At 64.0% G+C, this 20,835-nt stretch carries 15 protein-coding genes and 7 pseudogenes; 13 read left to right on the top strand and 9 right to left on the bottom strand.

Features of this window, described 5'->3' with window-relative positions:
* The first annotated feature begins 52 nt into the window (after positions 1–52).
* Positions 53–1,045 (top strand): PPE family protein, encoded by a 993-nt coding sequence (locus CKW46_RS24070; RefSeq protein WP_482052494.1) that lies wholly within the window; start codon positions 53–55, stop codon positions 1,043–1,045.
* 173 nt (positions 1,046–1,218) lie between these two features.
* Here the strand turns inward: CKW46_RS24070 and CKW46_RS24065 are convergent.
* A pseudogene (locus tag CKW46_RS24065) lies at positions 1,219–2,421 on the bottom strand (ISAs1-like element IS2404/ISMul1 family transposase).
* A gap of 371 nt (positions 2,422–2,792) precedes the next feature.
* On the opposite strand from CKW46_RS24065, the pseudogene CKW46_RS24060 reads away from it, so the two are divergent.
* Positions 2,793–3,260, top strand: a pseudogene (locus CKW46_RS24060) (hypothetical protein); the annotation flags it as partial.
* 26 nt (positions 3,261–3,286) lie between these two features.
* Here CKW46_RS24060 and CKW46_RS24055 read toward each other — a convergent pair.
* Positions 3,287–4,129 (bottom strand): annotated as a pseudogene (locus CKW46_RS24055) (ISAs1-like element IS2404/ISMul1 family transposase); the annotation flags it as partial.
* A 550-nt stretch (positions 4,130–4,679) separates the two neighbouring features.
* Here CKW46_RS24055 and CKW46_RS24050 point away from each other — a divergent pair.
* Complete coding sequence (locus tag CKW46_RS24050; protein ID WP_012395908.1) at positions 4,680–5,198, top strand: OsmC family protein; 519 nt, start codon at positions 4,680–4,682, stop codon at positions 5,196–5,198.
* Positions 5,199–5,273: 75 nt separating this feature from the next.
* Complete coding sequence (locus tag CKW46_RS24045) at positions 5,274–5,603, top strand: putative quinol monooxygenase (protein WP_012395907.1); 330 nt, start codon at positions 5,274–5,276, stop codon at positions 5,601–5,603.
* 96 nt (positions 5,604–5,699) lie between these two features.
* Here the strand turns inward: CKW46_RS24045 and CKW46_RS24040 are convergent, their stop codons facing one another.
* The gene (locus CKW46_RS24040) at positions 5,700–6,401 is read right to left on the bottom strand and encodes a guanylate cyclase (protein ID WP_012395906.1); all 702 of its coding nucleotides are present in this window, start codon (positions 6,399–6,401) and stop codon (positions 5,700–5,702) included.
* Positions 6,402–6,433: 32 nt separating this feature from the next.
* On the opposite strand from CKW46_RS24040, the gene CKW46_RS24035 reads away from it, so the two are divergent.
* A complete protein-coding gene (locus CKW46_RS24035) occupies positions 6,434–6,598 on the top strand; it encodes a hypothetical protein (RefSeq protein ID WP_015356883.1) in 165 nt (54 codons plus the stop codon).
* Here the strand turns inward: CKW46_RS24035 and CKW46_RS24030 are convergent.
* Complete coding sequence (locus CKW46_RS24030) at positions 6,595–7,428, bottom strand: adenylate/guanylate cyclase domain-containing protein (RefSeq protein WP_015356882.1); 834 nt, start codon at positions 7,426–7,428, stop codon at positions 6,595–6,597. The genes CKW46_RS24035 and CKW46_RS24030 overlap by 4 nt on opposite strands.
* Positions 7,429–7,573: 145 nt before the next feature.
* Here CKW46_RS24030 and CKW46_RS24025 point away from each other — a divergent pair.
* Together CKW46_RS24025 and gnd are read left to right on the top strand one after the other, a co-directional pair.
* A pseudogene (locus CKW46_RS24025) lies at positions 7,574–8,983 on the top strand (glucose-6-phosphate dehydrogenase).
* A gap of 14 nt (positions 8,984–8,997) precedes the next feature.
* Complete coding sequence (gene gnd, locus CKW46_RS24020) at positions 8,998–10,020, top strand: phosphogluconate dehydrogenase (NAD(+)-dependent, decarboxylating) (RefSeq protein WP_482052493.1); 1,023 nt, start codon at positions 8,998–9,000, stop codon at positions 10,018–10,020.
* Here gnd and CKW46_RS24015 read toward each other — a convergent pair.
* Positions 10,017–10,166: pseudogene (locus CKW46_RS24015) on the bottom strand (alpha/beta fold hydrolase); the annotation flags it as partial. The gene gnd and the pseudogene CKW46_RS24015 overlap by 4 nt on opposite strands.
* Positions 10,167–10,311: 145 nt before the next feature.
* Between CKW46_RS24015 and CKW46_RS24010 the strand changes: the two are divergent.
* A pseudogene (locus tag CKW46_RS24010) lies at positions 10,312–11,514 on the top strand (ISAs1-like element IS2404/ISMul1 family transposase).
* A gap of 19 nt (positions 11,515–11,533) precedes the next feature.
* On the opposite strand, the pseudogene CKW46_RS24005 reads toward CKW46_RS24010, so the two are convergent.
* Positions 11,534–12,259, bottom strand: a pseudogene (locus CKW46_RS24005) (alpha/beta fold hydrolase); the annotation flags it as partial.
* Between the two features lie 135 nt (positions 12,260–12,394).
* Here CKW46_RS24005 and CKW46_RS24000 point away from each other — a divergent pair.
* Positions 12,395–12,871 carry a VOC family protein gene (locus tag CKW46_RS24000; RefSeq protein ID WP_012395900.1) on the top strand — a complete coding sequence of 159 codons (477 nt, stop codon included), beginning with the start codon at positions 12,395–12,397 and terminating at the stop codon, positions 12,869–12,871.
* 2 nt (positions 12,872–12,873) lie between these two features.
* Here CKW46_RS24000 and CKW46_RS23995 read toward each other — a convergent pair whose 3' ends face one another.
* A complete protein-coding gene (locus tag CKW46_RS23995) occupies positions 12,874–13,461 on the bottom strand; it encodes a TetR/AcrR family transcriptional regulator (protein WP_482052492.1) in 588 nt (195 codons plus the stop codon).
* A 553-nt stretch (positions 13,462–14,014) separates the two neighbouring features.
* Here CKW46_RS23995 and CKW46_RS23990 point away from each other — a divergent pair.
* Complete coding sequence (locus CKW46_RS23990; protein ID WP_482052491.1) at positions 14,015–14,920, top strand: alpha/beta fold hydrolase; 906 nt, start codon at positions 14,015–14,017, stop codon at positions 14,918–14,920.
* A 4-nt stretch (positions 14,921–14,924) separates the two neighbouring features.
* The gene (locus CKW46_RS23985) at positions 14,925–16,166 is read left to right on the top strand and encodes a WS/DGAT domain-containing protein (protein ID WP_020786265.1); all 1,242 of its coding nucleotides are present in this window, start codon (positions 14,925–14,927) and stop codon (positions 16,164–16,166) included.
* Between the two features lie 6 nt (positions 16,167–16,172).
* Here the strand turns inward: CKW46_RS23985 and CKW46_RS23980 are convergent, their stop codons facing one another.
* On the bottom strand, positions 16,173–16,778 hold the full coding sequence (locus tag CKW46_RS23980; protein WP_117436480.1) for a MarR family transcriptional regulator: 606 nt from the start codon (positions 16,776–16,778) through the stop codon (positions 16,173–16,175).
* A complete protein-coding gene (locus CKW46_RS23975) occupies positions 16,775–18,340 on the bottom strand; it encodes a pyruvate, phosphate dikinase (protein WP_015356874.1) in 1,566 nt (521 codons plus the stop codon). The genes CKW46_RS23980 and CKW46_RS23975 overlap by 4 nt, the downstream gene beginning before the upstream one ends.
* A 172-nt stretch (positions 18,341–18,512) precedes the next feature.
* Between CKW46_RS23975 and CKW46_RS23970 the strand changes: the two genes are divergently transcribed.
* On the top strand, positions 18,513–19,022 hold the full coding sequence (locus CKW46_RS23970; RefSeq protein WP_015356873.1) for a DoxX family protein: 510 nt from the start codon (positions 18,513–18,515) through the stop codon (positions 19,020–19,022).
* Between the two features lie 71 nt (positions 19,023–19,093).
* The gene (locus tag CKW46_RS23965) at positions 19,094–20,815 is read left to right on the top strand and encodes a DUF3556 domain-containing protein (RefSeq protein WP_117436478.1); all 1,722 of its coding nucleotides are present in this window, start codon (positions 19,094–19,096) and stop codon (positions 20,813–20,815) included.
* The last annotated feature ends 20 nt before the right edge of the window (positions 20,816–20,835 follow it).

Here is a 20,835-nt window from a genome sequence, read left to right as displayed (position 1 = left end):
CCAGTGCGGGGTGGCCTGTCCGTTCCAGATACATTAGAAGACAGGGGTCATCATGCTGTGGCACGCGATGTCACCGGAACTCAACACCGCGCGGTTGATGGCCGGGGCGGGGTCAACTTCGATGCTGGCAGTCGCCACGGGGTGGAAGGACTGGGCAGCGGCCCTGGACGCGCAGGCCATCGAGGTGTCGGCACGGCTGAAATCCGCGGGTGAGGTGTGCAGCGGGGAAAGCGGCGACCGAGCGATTGCCGCGGCCGTGCCAATGGTGAGTTGGTTGGCCACAGCCTCAGCGCGTGCGAAGGCGCGTGCCACGCAGGCGTTGGCACAAGCCGCCGCGCACGCCGACGCGCTGGCGGCCACCCCACCGCTGCCCGAGATCGCGATGAACCACATCACGGCCGCGGTCGTTACGGCTACCAACTTTCTGGGTATGAGTACGGCGCTGATAGCGCTCAGCGAAACGGACTATTTCACCCGGATGTGGAATCAGGCCGCCGCGGCAATGGATGCTTACCAGGCGCAAACGACCGTCAACACGCGTTTCGGCGAGCCCGATTCGATCAAGACCAATCTTGGTGTCTGGGGCCTGGCCAACGGGCTGGATCGGGTCGCCACGATTGCCCGCAACGTGGCCCTGCCCGCCAAAGAAGCGATCCGGCAAACGCTGACCCAGAGCTCGGGTATGGGCTGCTCGATACCGCAGCCGGCGCAGGTAACGTCGCTGTTTGGCCATCCCGGCGGCACTGGCGCGGGACTGGACCAGGGCGAGGGCGTGCAGATCGGTTTGTTGGGGGCCAGTCCGCTGTCCCACCATCCATTGGCCGGTGGCTCGGGTCCCAGTGCCGGGGCGGGACTGATGCGGGCGGATTCGCTGCCCGGCGCAGGCGGCTTGTCGGCGCGCACACCGCTGCTGGCCGGCTTGCTTGACAAACCCACCGTGGCGATGGGACCGGCCGCGGTCAGCGCCGAATCGGCGGCCACTCGGGCCCTGCCCGACGTCACACCGGCGACTACCCGGCGTCGGTGCCTACCGGCCGATAAGTGACCGATCCGAGGCTGCCCCGGTCACCGGGGCGCCGCCCGCCAGCATTTTGGCGAGCACACCGCAACCACCAGGCGCTCGTGTGAGCCAGGCCACGCGTTGGCCCGGGAAACACCGGCTGATCAGCCGCTGGCGCGGCCCAATTCGACCGCGGGTCAGGGCTCCGGCGTTGTTGATTAGCAGGCTTGTGAGCTGGAGAATTGTGGATTGAGGAGGTCTAGGCGGCGGTTGGCGGTCAAAGCGGTGATCCGGCAGGCTTCGGCGATGTTGTCGGCGCCGTTGAGGCGGTGCAGATTGATCGCGGTGTTGCGTAGCGTTGCTAGGACCTGTGCGCCGTTTCCGGTATGTGCCCTTTGACGGTCTTCGTCGAAGGTGACGTCGCGTATCCAGTGCAGGTTGTTCTCGATTCCCCAGTGTTGACGCATCCAGGTCATGATCGCGGTAGGGCGGGCGTGCTCGAACGGCAGGCTGCAGATGGCATAGACCACCTCCACGCTGCGCTGGTCGGTGGCGGTGATCAAGCGTTCACGAGTGATCCGGATGATTTGTTTTGCGTAGGGGAAGCCGATTCCTCGTACAGCGGTGATGATTTGCAGGGTGCGGGTCTCGACACGGCCGTGGCCGCGGGAGTCGTCGGTAGCGGCTGCGGGCACCTCGGCCCAGGGCAGCGCGGTGATACGCGCAAGTATTTTGGCTTGGTTGGACTTGACGATCATCAGGTAGTGCGACTTCAAGGTGGCGCAGATCAACTTCGCGGTGACGACCTGGGTATGCATCGCATCCACGGTGACCAGCCACCGCAAGCTACCCGGCAGCAGCGTGAGCAGGGCACGTACGCAGGGAATTTCATTGCTTTTCTCGGCGACAGCGAGTTGACCGAGCACCAATCGGGCACGGTGGGCGAACACCGACACGAGATGCGTGGCTGTCGCTTTGGCGCGTAAAGCACCACGCAGCATCTTGCCGTCCAACGCGATCGGCACCAATCCACTGGGGTCGCTGCTGGCCACGTGTGCAGTGAAGTAACTGCCCATCCTGGCGTTGAGGTCGGCGGGGTCTAGCCGAGACAAAACAGCGCGGAAGGTCTTCTCACTGGGCCGCCGGAACCGGACCCCTAATTAGGCCAACACATCATCGGGAGCGGTGGCCGCCCATGTAGCAAAACCAGCATAGCCGCGCATCCCCGCGGCAGTGGCCAGAACCGCGATCGCCAACAAAGCCATCAGCGAATACCTCCGACCGCGTGGGTCCCTCGGGTCTGGCACCGAGGCCAACACATCGAGAAACTCCGATCCGATGAGCTCGCTGCGCTCACCAGGACTCCAGCGGTCGAACACCTCTGGAACCGACGACACAGGCAATACTGAAACGGTAGGCACGGGCAACTCCAGACCAACGACGAACAGTAACCAACTCGATCGTTCTCCAGATAGCCCGTGCCTACACTCCGGCCCCAATAGCGCGGCACCAAAGATCATCAACCCAGCTCACAAGCCTGCTAATCAACAACGCCGGAGCCCTGGACCGCGGGTGGTCTCCGATCGGTCTCCGATACGCAAATGCACAGTTGCACCGCTAATCGGACGCAATCTCGTCGGTCGGCATTTTCGCAGGTCAACCACCTCATCAAAGTGGTTCGAGCGATTGCTGATTGTTTGCTGATTACTCAGTAGTCACTTCTGTTTCAATATGTAGATTATTGCGTGACCTGGACGCTGTACATGCAGGTCAGGGCATTATTCGATTAATCGTGATAAGTGCCACAAATTTTGATTTCCTATGGATATTGTCGGTAGCGTCCGTCCTCATGATTGCTCTCGCAACACTGTTGACGCTTATCAATCAGGTTTCCGGTACGCCGTATATTGTCGGCGGCGATTCGCCCGCCGGGACCGACTGCTCGGGTTTGGCTTCCTGGGTATCTAATGCAGCAACGGATAGGCCCATTTTCGGAGATCGATTTAATACGGGTAATGAGGAGGCCGCGCTAGCTGCTCGCGGGTTCCAACATGGCACCGCCCCCAATGCTTTGGTAATCGGTTGGAATGGTCGCCATACCGCGGTCACATTGCCTGACGGCACCTCGGTGTCCAGCGGTGAAGGGGGTGGCGTCCGGGTCGGTGGCGGGGGCGCCTACCAGGCGCAATTCACCCACCACATGTATCTCCCGATGGATGAGGACATGGTTGACGTTGACCTGCCCGCGCCCGAGGACCCTCCTGCGCAGGGCTCCGGCGTTGTTGATTAGCAGGCTTGTGAGCTGGGGAATTGTGGATTGAGGAGGTCTAGGCGGCGGTTGGCGGTCAAAGCGGTGATCCGGCAGGCTTCGGCGATGTTGTCGGCGCCGTTGAGGCGGTGCAGATTGATCGCGGTGTTGCGTAGCGTTGCTAGGACCTGTGCGCCGTTTCCGGTGTGTGCCCTTTGACGGTCTTCGTCGAAGGTGACGTCGCGTATCCAGTGCAGGCTGTTCCCGATTCCCCAGTGTTGACGCATCCAGGTCATGATCGCGGTAGGGCGGGCGTGCTCGAACGGCAGGCTGCAGATGGCATAGACCACCTCCACGCTGCGCTGGTCGGTGGCGGTGATCAAGCGTTCACGAGTGATCCGGATGATTTGTTTTGCGTAGGGGAAGCCGATTCCTCGTGCAGCGGTGATGATTTGCAGGGTGCGGGTCTCGACACGGCCGTGGCCGCGGGAGTCGTCGGTAGCGGCTGCGGGCACCTCGGCCCAGGGCAGCGCGGTGATACGCGCAAGTATTTTGGCTTGGTTGGACTTGACGATCATCAGGTAGTGCGACTTCAAGGTGGCGCAGATCAACTTCGCGGTGACGACCTGGGTATGCATCGCATCCACGGTGACCAGCCACCGCAAGCTACCCGGCAGCAGCGTGAGCAGGGCACGTACGCAGGGAATTTCATTGCTTTTCTCGGCGACAGCGAGTTGACCGAGCACCAATCGGGCACGGTGGGCGAACACCGACACGAGATGCGTGGCTGTCGCTTTGGCGCGTAAAGCACCACGCAGCATCTTGCCGTCCAACGCGATCGGCACCAATCCACTGGGGTCGCTGCTGGCCACGTGTGCAGGGCTCCGGCGTTGTTGATTAGCAGGCTTGTGAGCTGGGTTGATGATCTTTGGTGCCGCGCTATTGGGGCCGGAGTGTAGGCACGGGCTATCTGGAGAACGGTCGAGTTGGTTACTGTTCGTCGTTGGTCCCCTCCTGCGGTTGAGGATGTCGTGAATCCGACGTGAATCCGGATGAATTACCGCCGCCGCCCGAAGACCCGGGACCCGTCGACGATCTCGAAATTTCGAATACATAACAATTTGCGGTAAGTAAGTCGGCCAAAGAAAGACGCTGCGACCTGGATCACATTCCCGGGTGCATTGATACCTTGCGGCCACCCCGGACCATGCATTGTGTGCTGGATCACAATTCGGTTCGGGTGTGGCTGCAATAACTATTTGAGCATCAAATCTGCGCTGGACTATTCATCCGGACCGTTCCCGGACGCCATTGCAGGCGGTATGTCGTGGTATAAGCGGATGCGATTCGCATTCGGTTCACGCTGAGCTAGAAGGTCGATTCTGCAGGACGGCGCTCCATACCATTTCTCCCGATGGAAGGAGCTTTGCCTTGACAACTACCGAGTCGACGAATCACCTGAGCGGCATCATCGCGGCAAATCGGCGCGCGGTAACCACGGATCCGGCCCAGGCGCGCGTGGTGTTCCAGGCTTCGGCCACCGGGCATGACGCTGTTGCCAGCACGGTCAGCCTCGGCCGCTACCGGGTCGAGGTCGATGAGCCGGCGCCCCTCGGTGGGGATGCCAAGGCTCCGAACCCCGTCGAGTACTACTTGGCCTCGCTGCTTTCGTGCCAGATCGTGACATGGCGTTTCTGGGCCGCGAAGCTGGGAATCTCGGTCGATGACATCTCCGCGACCGCAGAGGGCGATCTCGACGTGCAGGGCTTCTTCGGATTCGCCGACGACGTTCGCTGCGGATTCCAGCAGGTGCGGGTGGTGATCACGGTGACCGGGCCGGAACCGGCGGAGCGCTACCGCCAATTGCAGGCGGCGGTCGACGCGCACTGCCCAGTGCTCGATCTGACGCGTAACCCAACTCCGGTGCACACCCGGGTGGAGATCGCCTGACCCACGCGTGCTGGGTATCCTGACCCTGTTCTCCGAGGTCGATGATCAAGTCAGCGAGAGGGGCGGGGACCGCAAATGATCTTCATCGTCGTCAAGTTCGAAACCAAACCCGAGTGGAGCGAGCGCTGGCCGGAGTTCGTCGCGTCGTTCACCGCGGCCACGCGCGCCGAGGACGGCAACCTCTGGTTCGAGTGGTCGCGCAGTCTGGACAACCCGGCCGAGTACGTCTTGGTCGAGGCCTTTCGCGACGGTGATGCCGGAAGTGTCCACGTCAACAGCGATCACTTCAAGCGGGCGATGCAGGAGTTGCCCCAGGCCCTCGCGGCTACGCCCAAGATCATCAGTCAGACCCTCGACGCGACCGGGTGGTCGGCCATGGGGGAGATGTCGGTGGACGAGTCGTAGGCCCCGCGACCGAAAGCCGTTTATTCCGATGGTGGCTCCCGGCCCCGGAGTCTGTAGCCGGTGGCCGGGCCGAGGCGATTGCCGCCGTTCGGTCGGCTAGTCGGCCTGACCGACGGTGACCGCGATTTCGCTACCCAATCGATAGCCCGGGGTGAGTGGAAGCGTATCGCCACTCCAGAAGGAGCCCGGGTCAAACCAGTTCGAGTACTTTTCGGTGGCCATCAAACCCATTTCCTCATAGGTGATTGCCACCGTCTCCGCGCAGTACGCCGCTTCCAGGCCGACCTTTTGGCGTTCCTTGCGTCGCTGGGTGGACTCGCGGATCTTCTTGTCCACCCACGGCAGTCCTCTGGTCCAGTCGTAGGCGGTGGGAAGCCGGCCGCGTAGCCAACGTCCGGTGAGGCGTGCGGTGGCGGGAAACGGAGTGCCGTCCATGCGTGCGATGACTCGCAACAGTTGGTTCTCTTGTTCGCGACTGGCGTACGGGGTCAGCTGCCGCAGCCAGCAGCGCTGGTGGTAACGCTCGGTCCATTGCCGGACCGCGTCGCGCGCATCGTTGAGCTGTACGCCGCGGTGGTGAGTGCCCGTCCACATGTCGACCAGCTTGTCGCCCAGCTCGGCGTGCCAGATCAGCGGCGGCAAGTCATCGATGGCCACCGTCATGCCGACGTGGTTCACCGGACTATTGGTCAAGGTCTGGATGGCGCGGTCGGGGCGGGAGCGGCCGCGGAACAGCCAGAGGTCGCCAGTGCGGGTCTCATTGAGCGCTTGGTCCAAGGTCAGGCTGTTTGATTCCACCCCAGCACCATAGGCAGAGATAGCCTGTCGTCATGCGCAGCGTGTGGAAGTGGCTTGGACTGGCCGGTGTCGCCGGCGTCGTCGCCGGTGGCGCGTTGGTGGTACGCGACCAACGGAAACGCCGTTCCTATTCGGCCGATGAGGTCCGGGCTCGGTTGCATCAGCGGTTGGACGAGTCTGAGACGCAGGGCGACTAGTCCGGCTCGCACTCGGGGGCGGTTTCGACGCCGAACAACCGATAGCTGCCGGAAAATCCCTTGAGCTCGACGTCGCGGCCGTCGTCCACACGGATGTCTCCGCAGTCGCGGACCGCGTCGCGAACCGGTTCACTCACCAGGATCTGGCCGCCGACGGCCTGACCCGCAACCCGGGCCGCCATCGCTACATTGCGGCCGAACAGATCATCGCCGCGGCGCACCGAGCGGCCCATATGGATCCCGATCCGTACCCGAATGCCGTTGCGCGGTTTCCTTTTTGCCTCTCGACTTAGCGCGCGCTGGATATCCAAACCGCATCGCACCGCCTGTTCGGCACGAGCGAAGGCGATCATGAATCCGTCGCCTTGACTCTTGACCACGTGTCCGCCGTGGCGGTGCACGAACTCGTGAACCATCTTGTCGTGCGCGCCAATCAGCTTCACCCACGCACGATCCCCGATCCGCTCGTTGAGCGCCGTGGACTCTTCGATGTCGGAGAACAGAATCACGACCCGGCCGTCGGGGGTGACTCGCGCCAGGTCCGGCCGTTCCACCTCGGCCCAGTCCGCGAGGTCCTCGATCGAGCTGCGAACCGCGGCGCCAAAGCCCTCTTTGCGCATCAGGTTCGCGGTCTGCCAAACCGTCTTGACGGCCTCGCGCCCCCCGGTCAGCAGCCAGTTGCGGGAGTCGGCGCGCTGGCGCAACTCATCGTTTTCCTGACGAGCGCGGGCCAGCAATCGCCATAGCGCGATCAGGGCGGCGGCTTCCAGGGCGGCGACGCCGGCCAACACGTAGACCGCGATGTGCAGTGCATCGGTCATGCCTGACACCCGCCCATCCTTTCAGTACCGGCCCAAGCCTGCCTTGTCGGGCTATCGGGCAATGTCTAGGGTTGAGTTCAGCCCCCGCGGGGAAGCAGATCTCAAGTAAGCCGACCAGCGGCTTTAGCCCAGATGACGTCCTGGAGGTGGGGGATTGGCCAACGGCGGAGGTCAGGCCTCAGATCTATTGGTGATCTTTGGAATTACCGGCGATCTGGCTCGCAAGATGACTTTTCGCGCGTTGTACAGGCTGGAACGCAGGGGACTGCTGGATTGCCCGATCGTGGGCGTCGCCAGTGACGACATGTCGGTAGAGCAGTTGGTCGATCGGGCGCGGGAGGTCATTCGAGGGTCCAGCGAGCCGTTCGACGAAGCGGTATTCGAGCGATTCGCCAGTCGGTGGTCCTATCTGCCCGGTGACGTTACCGACCCCGCCCTGTACACGGCGCTGGCCAAGCAGATCGGTCATGACCGCCACGCCTTGTACTACCTGGAGATGCCGCCCGCGCTGTTCGCCCCAATCGTCGAGAATCTTGCCAAGGCAGACTTGCTGCGCGGCGCGCGCGTTGCGGTGGAGAAGCCATTTGGCCATGACCTGGACTCCGCGCGGGAACTCAACTCCCGGCTACGTGCCGTGCTCAACGAAGATCAGATCTTGCGCGTCGATCACTTCTTGGGCAAGCAACCCGTCGTGGAGTTGCAGTATTTGCGCTTCACCAATCGCGGCCTGGCCGAATTGTGGGATCGCAAGAGCGTTTCCGAGGTTCACGTCACCATGGCCGAGAACTTCGGCGTCGAGGACCGTGGCAAGTTCTATGACGCGGTGGGCGCCCTGCGAGACGTCGTGCAAAATCACCTGCTGCAGGTGCTGGCGCTGGTGGCGATGGAGCCTCCGGTGAGTCCGGGTGCCGACGACCTCAACGACAAGAAGGCCGAGGTGTTCCGTGCCATGCCGGCGCTGCAGACGGCGCACTACGTGCGGGGCCAGTACCAGGGTTACGGCGATGCCCCGGGGGTGGCCAAGGACTCGCAGACCGAGACCTATGTCGCACTCAGGACCGAGATCGACAACTGGCGCTGGGCCGGGGTGCCGGTCTTCTTGCGGGCCGGAAAAGCTCTGCCAGAGCGGGTGACTGAGGTGCGGATGTTCCTGCACCACGTTCCCGGGTTGGCTTTCCTGCCCAACCGCAGGCCGGCCGAGCCGAACCAGATTGTGCTGCGCATCGACCCAGATCCGGGCATGCGCCTGCAGATATCCGCGCAAACCGGCGACTCGTGGCAGGGCGTTCACCTGGACTCCTCGTTCGCCGAAGACCTCGGTGAACCGATCCGGCCCTATGAACGACTGCTGTATGCCGGATTGATCGGCGATCGCCAGCTTTTCGCTCGCGAGGACGCTATCGAGCAGACGTGGTGGATCGTGTAACCGGTTCTTGACGACCCGGGGGAAATCCACCCGTACGATCGCGGCTCCTGGGGGCCCGAGGCAGCACAGACGCTGCTGCGTGGCCACCGCAATTGGCAACAGCCGTGGCTACCCCGCAGTGCCGAGGCACGACAGTAAGGAGACGAACAGATATGCAGCTAGGGATGATCGGGCTGGGCCGGATGGGTGCGAACATCGTGCGCCGAGTGGTCAACGGCGGACACGAGTGCGTGGTGTACGACCACAATCCCGACGCCGTCAAGGCGATGGCGGGGGAGAACAACACCACCGGGGTGTCCTCGCTGAGCGAGTTGCGTGACAAACTTTCCGCCCCGCGGGTCATCTGGGTGATGGTGCCCGCCGGGATCATCACCACCGGCGTCATCGAGGAGCTGGCCACCACACTCGACGCGGGAGACATCGTGATCGACGGTGGCAACACCTACTACCGTGACGACATCAAGCACGCAAAGCTGTTATCTGGCAAAGGCATTCACATGCTGGATTGTGGTACCAGCGGCGGTGTGTGGGGACTTGACCGCGGCTACTGTCTGATGGTCGGCGGGGAGCCGGACGCGTTTGCGCATGCCGAGCCGATCTTGACCACCGTCGCACCCGGGGTGCAGGCGGCACCGCGAACGCCGGGCCGCGATGGTGAGGTCGCGGAGGCCGAAAAGGGTTACCTGCATTGCGGGCCGACGGGCGCCGGGCACTTCGTCAAGATGGTGCACAACGGAATTGAGTACGGGATGATGGCGTCGTTGGCGGAGGGCCTCAACATCCTGCGCAACGCCGATGTCGGCACCCGGGTGCAGCAGGGTGACGCCGAAACCGCGCCGCTGGCCAACCCGGAGTACTACCAGTACGACATCGACATCCCCGAGGTGGCCGAGGTGTGGCGCCGGGGGAGCGTGATCGGCTCCTGGCTGCTGGATCTGACCGCGATCGCGCTACACGAATCTCCCGAGCTGCAAGAGTTCTCGGGACGGGTTTCCGACTCTGGCGAGGGGCGGTGGACTTCCATCGCGGCGATCGACGAAGGTGTGCCTACGCCGGTCCTCACCACCGCGCTGCAGTCGCGCTTTGCCTCGCGTGACCTCGATGATTTTGCCAACAAGGCGCTATCGGCGATGCGCAAGCAGTTCGGTGGCCACGCGGAAAAGCCGGTCAACTAGCCGGTCGCCGCCCTCCGCTTGACGAAGTCGACCACCACTTCGGTGAAGGCGTCGTTGTCATCGCCGGCCGCGGTGTGGCCGGCGTTGGACAGCTCGACGTATTCGGCGTGCGGCACTTTGTCCAGAAAATCCTGGACGCCCTCGGAGCCAGGGCTCCGGCGTTGTTGATTAGCAGGCTTGTGAGCTGGGTTGATGATCTTTGGTGCCGCGCTATTGGGGCCGGAGTGTAGGCACGGGCTATCTGGAGAACGATCGAGTTGGTTACTGTTCGTCGTTGGTCTGGAGTTGCCCGTGCCTACCGTTTCAGTATTGCCTGTGTCGTCGGTTCCAGAGGTGTTCGACCGCTGGAGTCCTGGTGAGCGCAGCGAGCTCATCGGATCGGAGTTTCTCGATGTGTTGGCCTCGGTGCCAGACCCGAGGGACCCACGCGGTCGGAGGTATTCGCTGATGGCTTTGTTGGCGATCGCGGTTCTGGCCACTGCCGCGGGGATGCGCGGCTATGCTGGTTTTGCCACATGGGCGGCCACCGCTCCCGATGATGTGTTGGCCTAATTAGGGGTCCGGTTCCGGCGGCCCAGTGAGAAGACCTTCCGCGCTGTTTTGTCTCGGCTAGACCCCGCCGACCTCAACGCCAGGATGGGCAGTTACTTCACTGCACACGTGGCCAGCAGCGACCCCAGTGGATTGGTGCCGATCGCGTTGGACGGCAAGATGCTGCGTGGTGCTTTACGCGCCAAAGCGACAGCCACGCATCTCGTGTCGGTGTTCGCCCACCGTGCCCGATTGGTGCTCGGTCAACTCGCTGTCGCCGAGAAAAGCAATGAAATTCCCTGCGTACGTGCCCTGCTCACGCTGCTGCCGGGTAGCTTGCGGTGGCTGGTCACCGTGGATGCGATGCATACCCAGGTCGTCACCGCGAAGTTGATCTGCGCCACCTTGAAGTCGCACTACCTGATGATCGTCAAGTCCAACCAAGCCAAAATACTTGCGCGTATCACCGCGCTGCCCTGGGCCGAGGTGCCCGCAGCCGCTACCGACGACTCCCGCGGCCACGGCCGTGTCGAGACCCGCACCCTGCAAATCATCACCGCTGCACGAGGAATCGGCTTCCCCTACGCAAAACAAATCATCCGGATCACTCGTGAACGCTTGATCACCGCCACCGACCAGCGCAGCGTGGAGGTGGTCTATGCCATCTGCAGCCTGCCGTTCGAGCACGCCCGCCCTACCGCGATCATGACCTGGATGCGTCAACACTGGGGAATCGAGAACAGCCTGCACTGGATACGCGACGTCACCTTCGACGAAGACCGTCAAAGGGCACATACCGGAAACGGCGCACAGGTCCTAGCAACGCTACGCAACACCGCGATCAATCTGCACCGCCTCAACGGCGCCGACAACATCGCCGAAGCCTGCCGGATCACCGCTTTGACCGCCAACCGCCGCCTAGACCTCCTCAATCCACAATTCCCCAGCTCACAAGCCTGCTAATCAACAACGCCGGAGCCCTGCCCTCGGAGCTGACCACATCGGAGAGCTTCCCGCGAATCAGCAAGATCGGGATCGTCAGGTTCATCGCGGCGCGCTCGAAGTTTTCGGTGCGCAACTCCGGGTCGTCCCCAGGTGCGGTCATCATCGCCGGATCCCAGTGCCAGTACCAGCGGCCGTCGAGCAGGCGCAGGTTCTTCTTCAGCCCTTCGGGGCTGCGCGGCTTGGTCCGATGCGGCAGATAGGTGGCGACGGCGTCAGCGGCCTCCTCGAGCGTGGCGAACCCGTGGAGGTTGGTGAACATGAAGTCGCGGATGCGGGCGCTGCCGTCCTTTTCGTATTTCGGCACCACGTCGACCAGCACCAACCCGGTCACCCGGTCGGGGCCAGCGCTGTCCGCGACGAGGATGCCGGTCAGCCCGCCCATGCTGGCGCCGATCAGCACGACCGGGCGTCCGATGGCGTCGAGGACGTGCAGGATGTCAGAGGTCAAGGTTTCGATCGCGTAGTCCGCGTCCGGCGCCCGGTCGCTGTCGCCGTGTCCGCGGGTGTCGAGCGCGATCACGTGGAGGCCCGTATCGGCCAGAATCTGGCCGGTGTTCTTCCAGGAAAACCGGTTTTGGCCGCCACCGTGCAACATCAGGATGGTGGGGCGACCGGACGCGGCGGTGTCGCGGTTCCATTCGTCGGCGACCAGGGTAATCCCCCCAGTACCGGAAAACTCGACCGTTCGGGGGTTGTTGCTCATGGCGCTCACGCGTTCTGACGTTACCTAGCTGCTTTAAGCACCCGCTGTTGCGGGGCCGATAGCGCGGTCGCGATGAGTTTGCCGCCCAGCCGGGGTCTATTGAAATGACGAGATCCCAACGACCAGGAGCCGCCAATGCCAGCTATCACGCCCTCGCTGTGGTTCGACCACAATCTGGCGGAAGCCGCACAGTTCTACACGTCGGTGTTCCCGAACTCGCAGATCGAGGGATTCAACCGGCATACCGAGGCGGGGCCGGGTGAACCCGGCACGGTGATATCGGGAACCTTCGTCCTCGACGGGGTCCGGTTCATTGGAATCAACGGCGGTCCACAGTTCCCGTTCACCGAGGCGGTCTCGTTCACGGTCAACTGCAAGGACCAAGATGAGGTCGACTACTACTGGGATCGGTTAACCCAGGGCGGTACGGAATCGCAGTGCGGTTGGTGCAAGGACCGGTTCGGCCTGAGCTGGCAGATCGTTCCCGACCGGCTGTATGAGCTGCTGAGCGATCCGGACCCGGCACGGGCGGCAGCCGCAACCACCGCGATGCTCGGCATGCACAAGATTGTGGTCGCCGAGCTGGAAGAGGCGGTGAACGCCGCGGGGTGAGCTCACTCGGTGAGTCGGCCAATCCATTCGATCGTGGCGTCGATGACCGGTTTGACTTGTTCGGGCTCCTCGCATGCCGCAACCATCAGTGACGATTCCTCCATGATCGCCAGCAGAGCGCGGCTGAGGAATTGTCCATGCAGCGACGAGTCGAGTTCTAGCACCGCCATCCAGCTGCGAAAAGCAGACGTCATGCGATCGCGACGAGTGATTCCGAAGTCGGTCGGTCGATCTCCGGAGGCGAGCAATCTGGCTACCCGCCGATGCTCCCAGAGCCCATCGAGGTAAGCCCGTACACCCAGTTCGAAGATGCGACGCCGGTCGGTTTCGTCGCCGGCCTGCTGAAGTGCTTCCTCGATCTTGCCTTCGACGGCGCTGGCCATCTGCTCGAAGATCGCCAGAAACAGTTCGGTCTTACCGCCGAAGTGGTGATAGATGCTGCCGATACTGGCCCCGGAGCTAGCCACCACTTTGGCCATGGTGGCCGCATTGAAGCCTCTGGTGGCGAACACCTCGGTCGCTGCGTCGAGGATCCGGCGCTGGGTGGCGTCTGTTTTGGCCCAGCGGCGCCCGTGCGAGTCGGTCGACATATCTAGAAATTAGCCGCTGGATCATCGTCGTGCGAAGAAATTCATCGCATGTCAGCCCGGCGGTTTGGGATGCAGGCGGGCTCGGTGTGGGCTCGAATGCGCATGCCCAGCGAGTTCGGCCCCAAACGGCCCCCGGATAGGTACCAGACAATCTGGCTGTATCGCGGCCGGCGCGTCGCGCAGCGCCACCCCGGCCAGACCCGGTATCGGAGCGGCCTGGCGTGCCTTTGGGCGGTCACGGACATGCATCCGGTTCGCGCCGTCCCCTGGGGTAACGTGGCGAACACCATCGACTTGGATCCGCCTGCGGGCCGCGATCTCGCCGTCGCGTCGGGCAAGTGCGTAGGCTCAGCGACCGTGCCGGGAGACGACGGCGGTGTCTCCGATCGGTGGTGTTGTCCTCATTCGGCGCCAGTTACGTTGGTGCATACGGGTTGCACGTGGCGAACAGGAGTCAACATGCAAGACGATGCCGCTCGGTGGGTCAGCGGGCCCATCGAGCCAGCCCTCGAAGGTTGTGCCGGCGCCGCGGATGACCACGACAAGGCCCGTGATGCCTGAGCCGCGCTGGATCGATGTGCCCGGGCCCAACGGTGATCTGAAAGCCTTGACCTGGGGTCGCCCCGAGGCGCCGATGGCGTTGTGCCTGCACGGCTTTCCCGACACGGCCTACGGCTGGCGCAAGCTCGCCCCGATTCTGGTCGACTCGGGGTGGCGGGTCGTTGCACTGTTCATGCGGGGCTATGCGCCGTCGGCGATTCCCGCCGACGGGAGCTATCACGTTGGTGCGCTGATGGATGACGCACTGCGGGTGCGATCCGCTGCTGGCGCTACCGAGGGTGACGTGCTGATCGGCCACGACTGGGGCGCCATCGCCGCGGCCGGCTTGGCGGCAATGCCCGACAGCCCGTTTTCCCGGGCCGTCATCATGTCGGTGCCACCGGCGGCCGCGTTTCGCCCGCTGGGCCGGGTGCCCGACCGCGGCCGTCTGGCCCGCGAACTGCCCCACCAGCTCTTACGGAGCTGGTACATCCTCTACTTCCAGCTGCCCTGGTTGCCCGAGCGGTCGGCGTCGTGGGTGCCCCGGCTGCTGTGGCGACGATGGTCGCCCACCTATTACGCCGAGGAGGATCTGCGCCACGTCGACGCTGCCATCGGGACGGCGGAGGGGTGGCGCGCGGCGTTGGGTCCCTACCGGGCAACCATTCGCAACACCCGGCCGCCGGCCCGCTACGCGGAATTGAACCGTTGGTGGACCGAGGCGCCTCAATTGCCGGTGCTCTACCTACACGGTCGTGACGATGGCTGTGCCGCAGTGGCTTTCACGCACTGGACGGAAAGGGTGCTGCCGCCGGGCAGTGAGGTGGCGGTCGTCGAACAAGCCGGTCACTTCCTGCAGCTCGAACAGCCCGAAGCGGTGGCCAAGCTGATCCTGCCGTTCATTGCCCCGCCGGGCTGAACCGGTGGCGGCGCACCCGATGGCGGCCGTCGATGCGCAGTTCTATTGGATGTCGGCGAAAATGCCCAACGATCAATTCCTGTTGTATGCATTCGACGGTCGACCGGCCGAACCAGAGTGCGCCATCGATCAGCTCGTCCGCCGGGCCCGCGCGTGTCCGGAGCTGCGGATGCGCGTCCACGACGGCGCTGTGTTGACCTATCCGCGGTGGCTAGCCACCGACGTCGGGTCCGAACAGGTGGTCCGGCACAACCTTGACGACGACAGCTGGCACGGTTGCCTCGCGGCGGTGGTCGGGCTGGCGCGCGAGCAGCTGGATATTCGGCTGATGTCGTGGCGGGCACATGTATTTGCCCCCGTTAGCGGGATTCCGGGCGTCCAGGCACCGGGCACCGTTGTCGTCGTGCAGGTCGCCCACGCCCTCGGCGACGGCGTGCGCGCCTCGGCATTGGCGGCCCGGCTGTTTGGGCGCCGCGCTCCCATCCCCTCGGCGGAGCCCCGGCGGCGGGGCTTTCTGCCCAGGGTGGCCGCCGATGCGGTCTGTACGCACCGCCGTCTGGTACGTGACACCGAAGCCGGATTGTTGGCACCCGGCGCCGGATCGCGGCCGCTGCGCAGCACCAACGCCAGGCCCGAGGGCGCCCGCGAGCTGCGCACATTGGTGCGACATCGCTCCCAGATCTGCGGTCCGACAGTCACGGTCGCGGTGCTGGCCGCGGTTTCGGCCGCACTGTCACGGCTACCCGACGGGAACGCCGAACAGTTGGGCGCCGAAGTCCCGATGGCCAAACCGGGACTGCGGCAAGCAAACAACCACTTCGGCAACATCGTTGTCGGGTTGTATCCGCAGCTCGAACGCGGCGAGCGGATGCATCGAATCGCCGCCGATCTGGCCAACGCCCGTCGTCGCATGCAGCATCCGGCGGCCAGCGCGTCCGATCTCGCCTTTGCGAGGGTCCCCGCCGCATTGTTGCGCTGGGGGGTAAGCCAATTCGATGCGGACATGCGGCCGGATCAGGTGGCCGGAAACACGGTGGTGTCCAGCGTGCACCGCGGCGCTGCCGATCTGAGCTTCGGGGAAGCTGCGGTGGTGCTCACGGCCGGGTATCCGGCGCTGTCACCGGTGATGGGGCTGACCCATGGCGTGCACGGCATCGGCGACACCATTGCGGTCAGCGTCCACGCGGCACAGTCAGCGGTGGCCGACATCGACTCCTACCTGGAACTCCTTGACCAGGCCTTGTAGCGAAAACTACTGGGCGTCACCGGATCTAGCCGCCTGCTCGCGGGTCAGCCCGACGGCCAGGATTAATTCTTCGTGCAATTCGAACCACACCGAGTGGTAGGAGTCGATGAGCGGGCGGGTCAACCAGGCGGTCTCGCCGGCCTTGACCCTGCCCAGCGCCGCACTCAACTTTCTCGAGTAAGCATGCAGCCGCGGCAGCTGTGTCGCCGCGGTCGCAATGATCGGCTCCACCCGCTGGTGCACATCATCAAGCTGGGCCAGGATTGCGGCGTCATAGTCGGCGTCGTCATGGCTGTTCGGTTTGCCGCCTCGGAGCTGCCACTCTGTCACCAGAGCCTTGAAATCGGCATTCACGGAACGAAAGTCGCTGTAGACGTTGGCCAGTGTGGTCGCGTCCGCCGCGTTGCGTTCCTCGGTCAGCAATTCGCTGAGCCGGACCCGGCCCTCGGGACTGATGCGCAATGTGGTGTCGCCGACCAACAGGTTTGCCGCGGTCAGCCGCGCGACCGTGTCCGCGACTTCGGCCAGGTCCAGGCTCACCGTCTCGGCAAGGTCGGGCGGGCTCACCCGCCCCTTCAACCTGATTGCTTGCAGTATCGCCAATTCCGTCATAGACCGTCCTGCACACGTAGCGCGTTCAACATGGTGATCAGCGGTGCGTCCGAGACGACATCGGTGTAGCCGGCGGCCATCGCGGTCAGCACCCCAGCCTCGGAAGGATCGTCGAGCTTGGGGTAGTCGCCGCTCGCATGCGCGCGCAGCGGGCTGATCTTCAGCGCGATCGTCGTGAGATCGCGTAGCTCGGGTGTGTCGTCCTCCGACCACGCGGACGGCGCCAAAATGCCCTCGCGCACTTCGCCCGTGTAGCCGTCGACGGTAATCCGCTTGCCGGCCAACGAGGCCGCAACCCCGTCACCACAACCGACCACCGCCACCCGGCCGAGCTCACGGCTGACCACCGCAGCGTGGCTGGCAGCGCCACCGATCTCGGTGACGATGCCCTGCGCGGCAAGCATCCCCGAGACGTCTTCGGGCCTGGTGTGGTCACGCACCAGGATCACCTGCTCGCCCCGGTCGGCGGCGTCCAGCGCCTCGTCCACGTCGGTGTAGGCCAGGCCCGCGGCCACTCCCGGGCACGCCGGCAGGCCCTTTGCCAAAAGCGATGCGGCCAAACGCTCTTCCGGCTGCAGCGTGGGCAGCAAGAGGGTCTCCACTTGGGTGGGGGTGATTCTGCGCAGCGTCTCGGCATCGTCGATCAGGCCGGCACCGCGCAGTTGCAGCGCCAATCGCACCGCAGCCTGCGCGGACCGCTCGGCGGATCGCGTCTGCAGCAGCCACAGCTTTCCGCTTTCGACGGTGAACTCGACTTCTTGCACCTCGGCCGCGAGCCGTTCCAGGCCGCGCGCGGCATCCAACAATTCGAGGTAGATCTTCGGCAGTCGGTCGCGCAGGGCGGTGATCGGTTCTACCTTGAGCAGACCCGAGACGACGTCATCACCCTGACCGCCGGGTAGCCATTCGCCGAACGGTTCGCTGGCGCCGGTGATCGGATTGCGCGACGACAGCACCCCGGCGCCGGAATCGGCGCTGCGGTTGCCGAACACCATCGCCTGAACCACGACAGCGGTGCCGCCCTGGTCGTCGAGACTGTTGTGGTTGCGGTAGGCGATGGCGCGCGGAGAGTTCCAGGAGGCGAACACGGCGCCGATGCCAGCACGTAGCTGCTCGTAGGGGTCGTCGGGGGGATCACTTCCCGCCACGATTCGCCGATACATGCGGGTGAACCGGCGCCTGGTGTCGCGCGCGAAGTCGCCGGTGCCGGGGGAGGCCAGGGCCTGCTCGACGGTGTCGTTCATGCCCAGGTCCAAAATTGTGTCCATCATGCCGGGCATCGACTGGTTGGCTCCCGAGCGCACACTGACCAGCAGCGGATGCGGCCCGCTGCCGAAGGTGCGTCCCGTCTCGGCCTCCAGCCATCTGATCCGGTCCACGACGTCGTCCCAGATCGCGTCCAGTGTTGGTGCTGGATCCGCCAGGTAGCGCACGCCCACTTCGCTGGTGATGCAGAAGGCAGGCGGCACCGGCAGATTGTTCCGGCGCATTGAGTCGATACCGTGGCCCTTGTTGCCCAGGACCTCCCGAGGCTGATGTGCGCGGCCGTCCAGTAACACCACGGCGGGGCCGGTGAACGGGATGCCCCCGGCTCGTGAGAAACGAGTCGTGGTGCACCCCCTTGTGGTCTTCGGCAAACTCCCAGAACGCTCGCTATGTTTCCACACGGTTCAGTAGCGTCCGCGGCTCGGCGCTGCTGTTGTGGGATGCGCCGAATGATCTAGGTTTGCACTCATGGCTCCCTACGATGTCGGATTACTGATCCTTCGGCTGGTGCTGGGCCTCACAATGGCCGCGCACGGATTCAACAAGTTCTTCGGCGGCGGCCGGATTCCGGGCACGGCACGATGGTTTGAAAGCATCGGCATGAAGCCCGGAAAGTTTCACGCCACGGTGGCCGCGATCACCGAGGTATCCGCGGGCTTGGGACTTGCGGCCGGCCTGCTCACTCCGATCCCGGCGGCGGGCTTTGTCTCGCTGATGTTCGTCGCGGCCTGGACCGTGCACCGAGCCAACGGATTTTTCATCGTCAAAGAGGGCTGGGAGTACAACCTGGTGCTCGCCCTCAGCGCCGTCGCGGTGGCCACGATCGGTGCTGGAAAACTGAGCCTGGACTGGGTGATATTCGGGAACAACTGGCTCAATGGCTGGCCGGGTTTGGTGGCATCGCTTGGGCTTGGGCTGGCCGGGGCCTTCGGCCAGTTGCTGATCTTTTACCGGCCGCCGGCTCGGCAGGCCGGATAGCCGACGGGCGCAAACCCGGCTTGCCGTGGCTGCGCGGCGAAACACTAGAACACGTTCTAGTGTGTGAAACCATGGGATTTCTCAAGCCCGTGCTGCCGCAGGTCGACATTGTCGAATGGGGCAAGGGCACCCGCAGTGAAAAGATCCGCCCGATGGCCCGCCATTGGGCCGAGGTCGGCTTTGGCACTCCGGTCGTGATGCACCTTTTCTACGTCGGCAAGATCCTGCTCTACATCCTGGTGGGCTGGCTGATCGTGTTCAGCACCAAAGGAATCGAAGGATTCACCGACGTCAAGTCGTGGTACACCGAGCCGATCGTGTTCCAGAAGGTCGTGCTCTACACGATGCTGTTCGAGGTCGTCGGGCTGGGCTGCGGGTTCGGCCCGCTGAACAACCGGTTCTTCCCGCCCATGGGCTCGAGCTTGTACTGGCTACGATTCGGCACCATCCGGCTGCCACCCTGGCCCGAGCGCGTCCCGTGGACCGCGGGGACCAAACGCAAGCCGGTGGATGTCGCGCTCTATGCGCTGTTGTTGATCATGTTGGTGACGGCGCTGTTCACCGATGGCTCCGGCCCGATGCCGGAGCTGGGCAGCAAGGTGGGGCTGCTGCCGATGTGGGAGATCGTGATGATCCTGCTGCTCCTGGCGATGGTGGGGCTGCGCGACAAGGTGATCTTCCTGGCCGCCCGCGGTGAGGTCTACGGGACGCTGACGGTCACCTTTCTGCTCGGCGGGATAGACATGATCGTGGCCGCCAAGCTGGTGTTCCTGGTGATCTGGATGGGTGCGGCGACCTCCAAGCTCAACTGGCACTTCCCATTCGTGATCTCCACGATGATGTCCAACAACCCCTTGTTCCGGCCGCGCTTCATCAAGCGGATGTTCTTTGCAAAGTTTCCCGACGATCTGCGGCCCGGATTGCTGTCACGCATGCTCGCGCACCTCAGCACTTTCATCGAAATGTTCGTTCCCGTGGCGTTGTTCCTGTCGCACGGCGGCTGGCCGACCACCGCGGCGGCGATCGCGATGGTCTGCTTCCACCTGGGAATTCTGACGGCGATTCCGATGGGGGTACCGCTGGAGTGGAACGTATTCATGATCTTCGGCGTGTTGGCGCTGTTCGTCGGCCATGCTGACCTCGGCCTAACCGATGTGAAAAGCCCTGTGCCGGTAGCGATTCTGTTTGCCGTGGTGGCAGGAATTGTCATCTTGGGCAACTTGTTCCCGCGCAAGATCTCGTTTCTGCCCGGGATGCGTTATTACGCCGGCAACTGGGACACCACGTTGTGGTGCATCAAACCCTCGGCTGACGCCAAGATCAAGCGGGGGATCGTCGCAATCGCCAGCATGCCGCAGGCTCAGCTGGAGCGCTTCTACGGCAAGGACCGGGCGCAGATCCCGATGTATCTCGGATACGCGTTCCGCGCCATGAACACTCACGGCAGGGCGCTGTTCACCTTGGCCCACCGGGCAATGGCCGGCCAGGACGAAGACGACTATGTCATCACCGACGGGGAGCGGATCTGCAGCACCGCCGTCGGCTGGAATTTCGGCGACGGACACATGCATAACGAGCAACTCATCGCCGCGATGCAGCAGCGCTGCAACTTCGAGCCGGGGGAGGTGCGTATCGTGCTGCTCGACGCGCAACCGATCCACAAGCAGACTCAGGCCTACCGCCTGGTGGATGCGGCCACCGGCGAATTCGAGCGGGGATGGGTGCGGGTCTCGGACATGGTGACGCGACAGCCCTGGGCCGACGACGTACCAGTCCAGGTGCAGTCGGAGTAAGGCCGTCGAGCGTCGAGTGT

The organism is Mycobacterium liflandii, from assembly GCF_022354805.1.
Classification (GTDB): domain Bacteria; phylum Actinomycetota; class Actinomycetes; order Mycobacteriales; family Mycobacteriaceae; genus Mycobacterium; species Mycobacterium marinum.
Note: the sequence above shows the minus strand (reverse complement) of the source record. Positions and strands in the feature narration are given on the sequence as shown.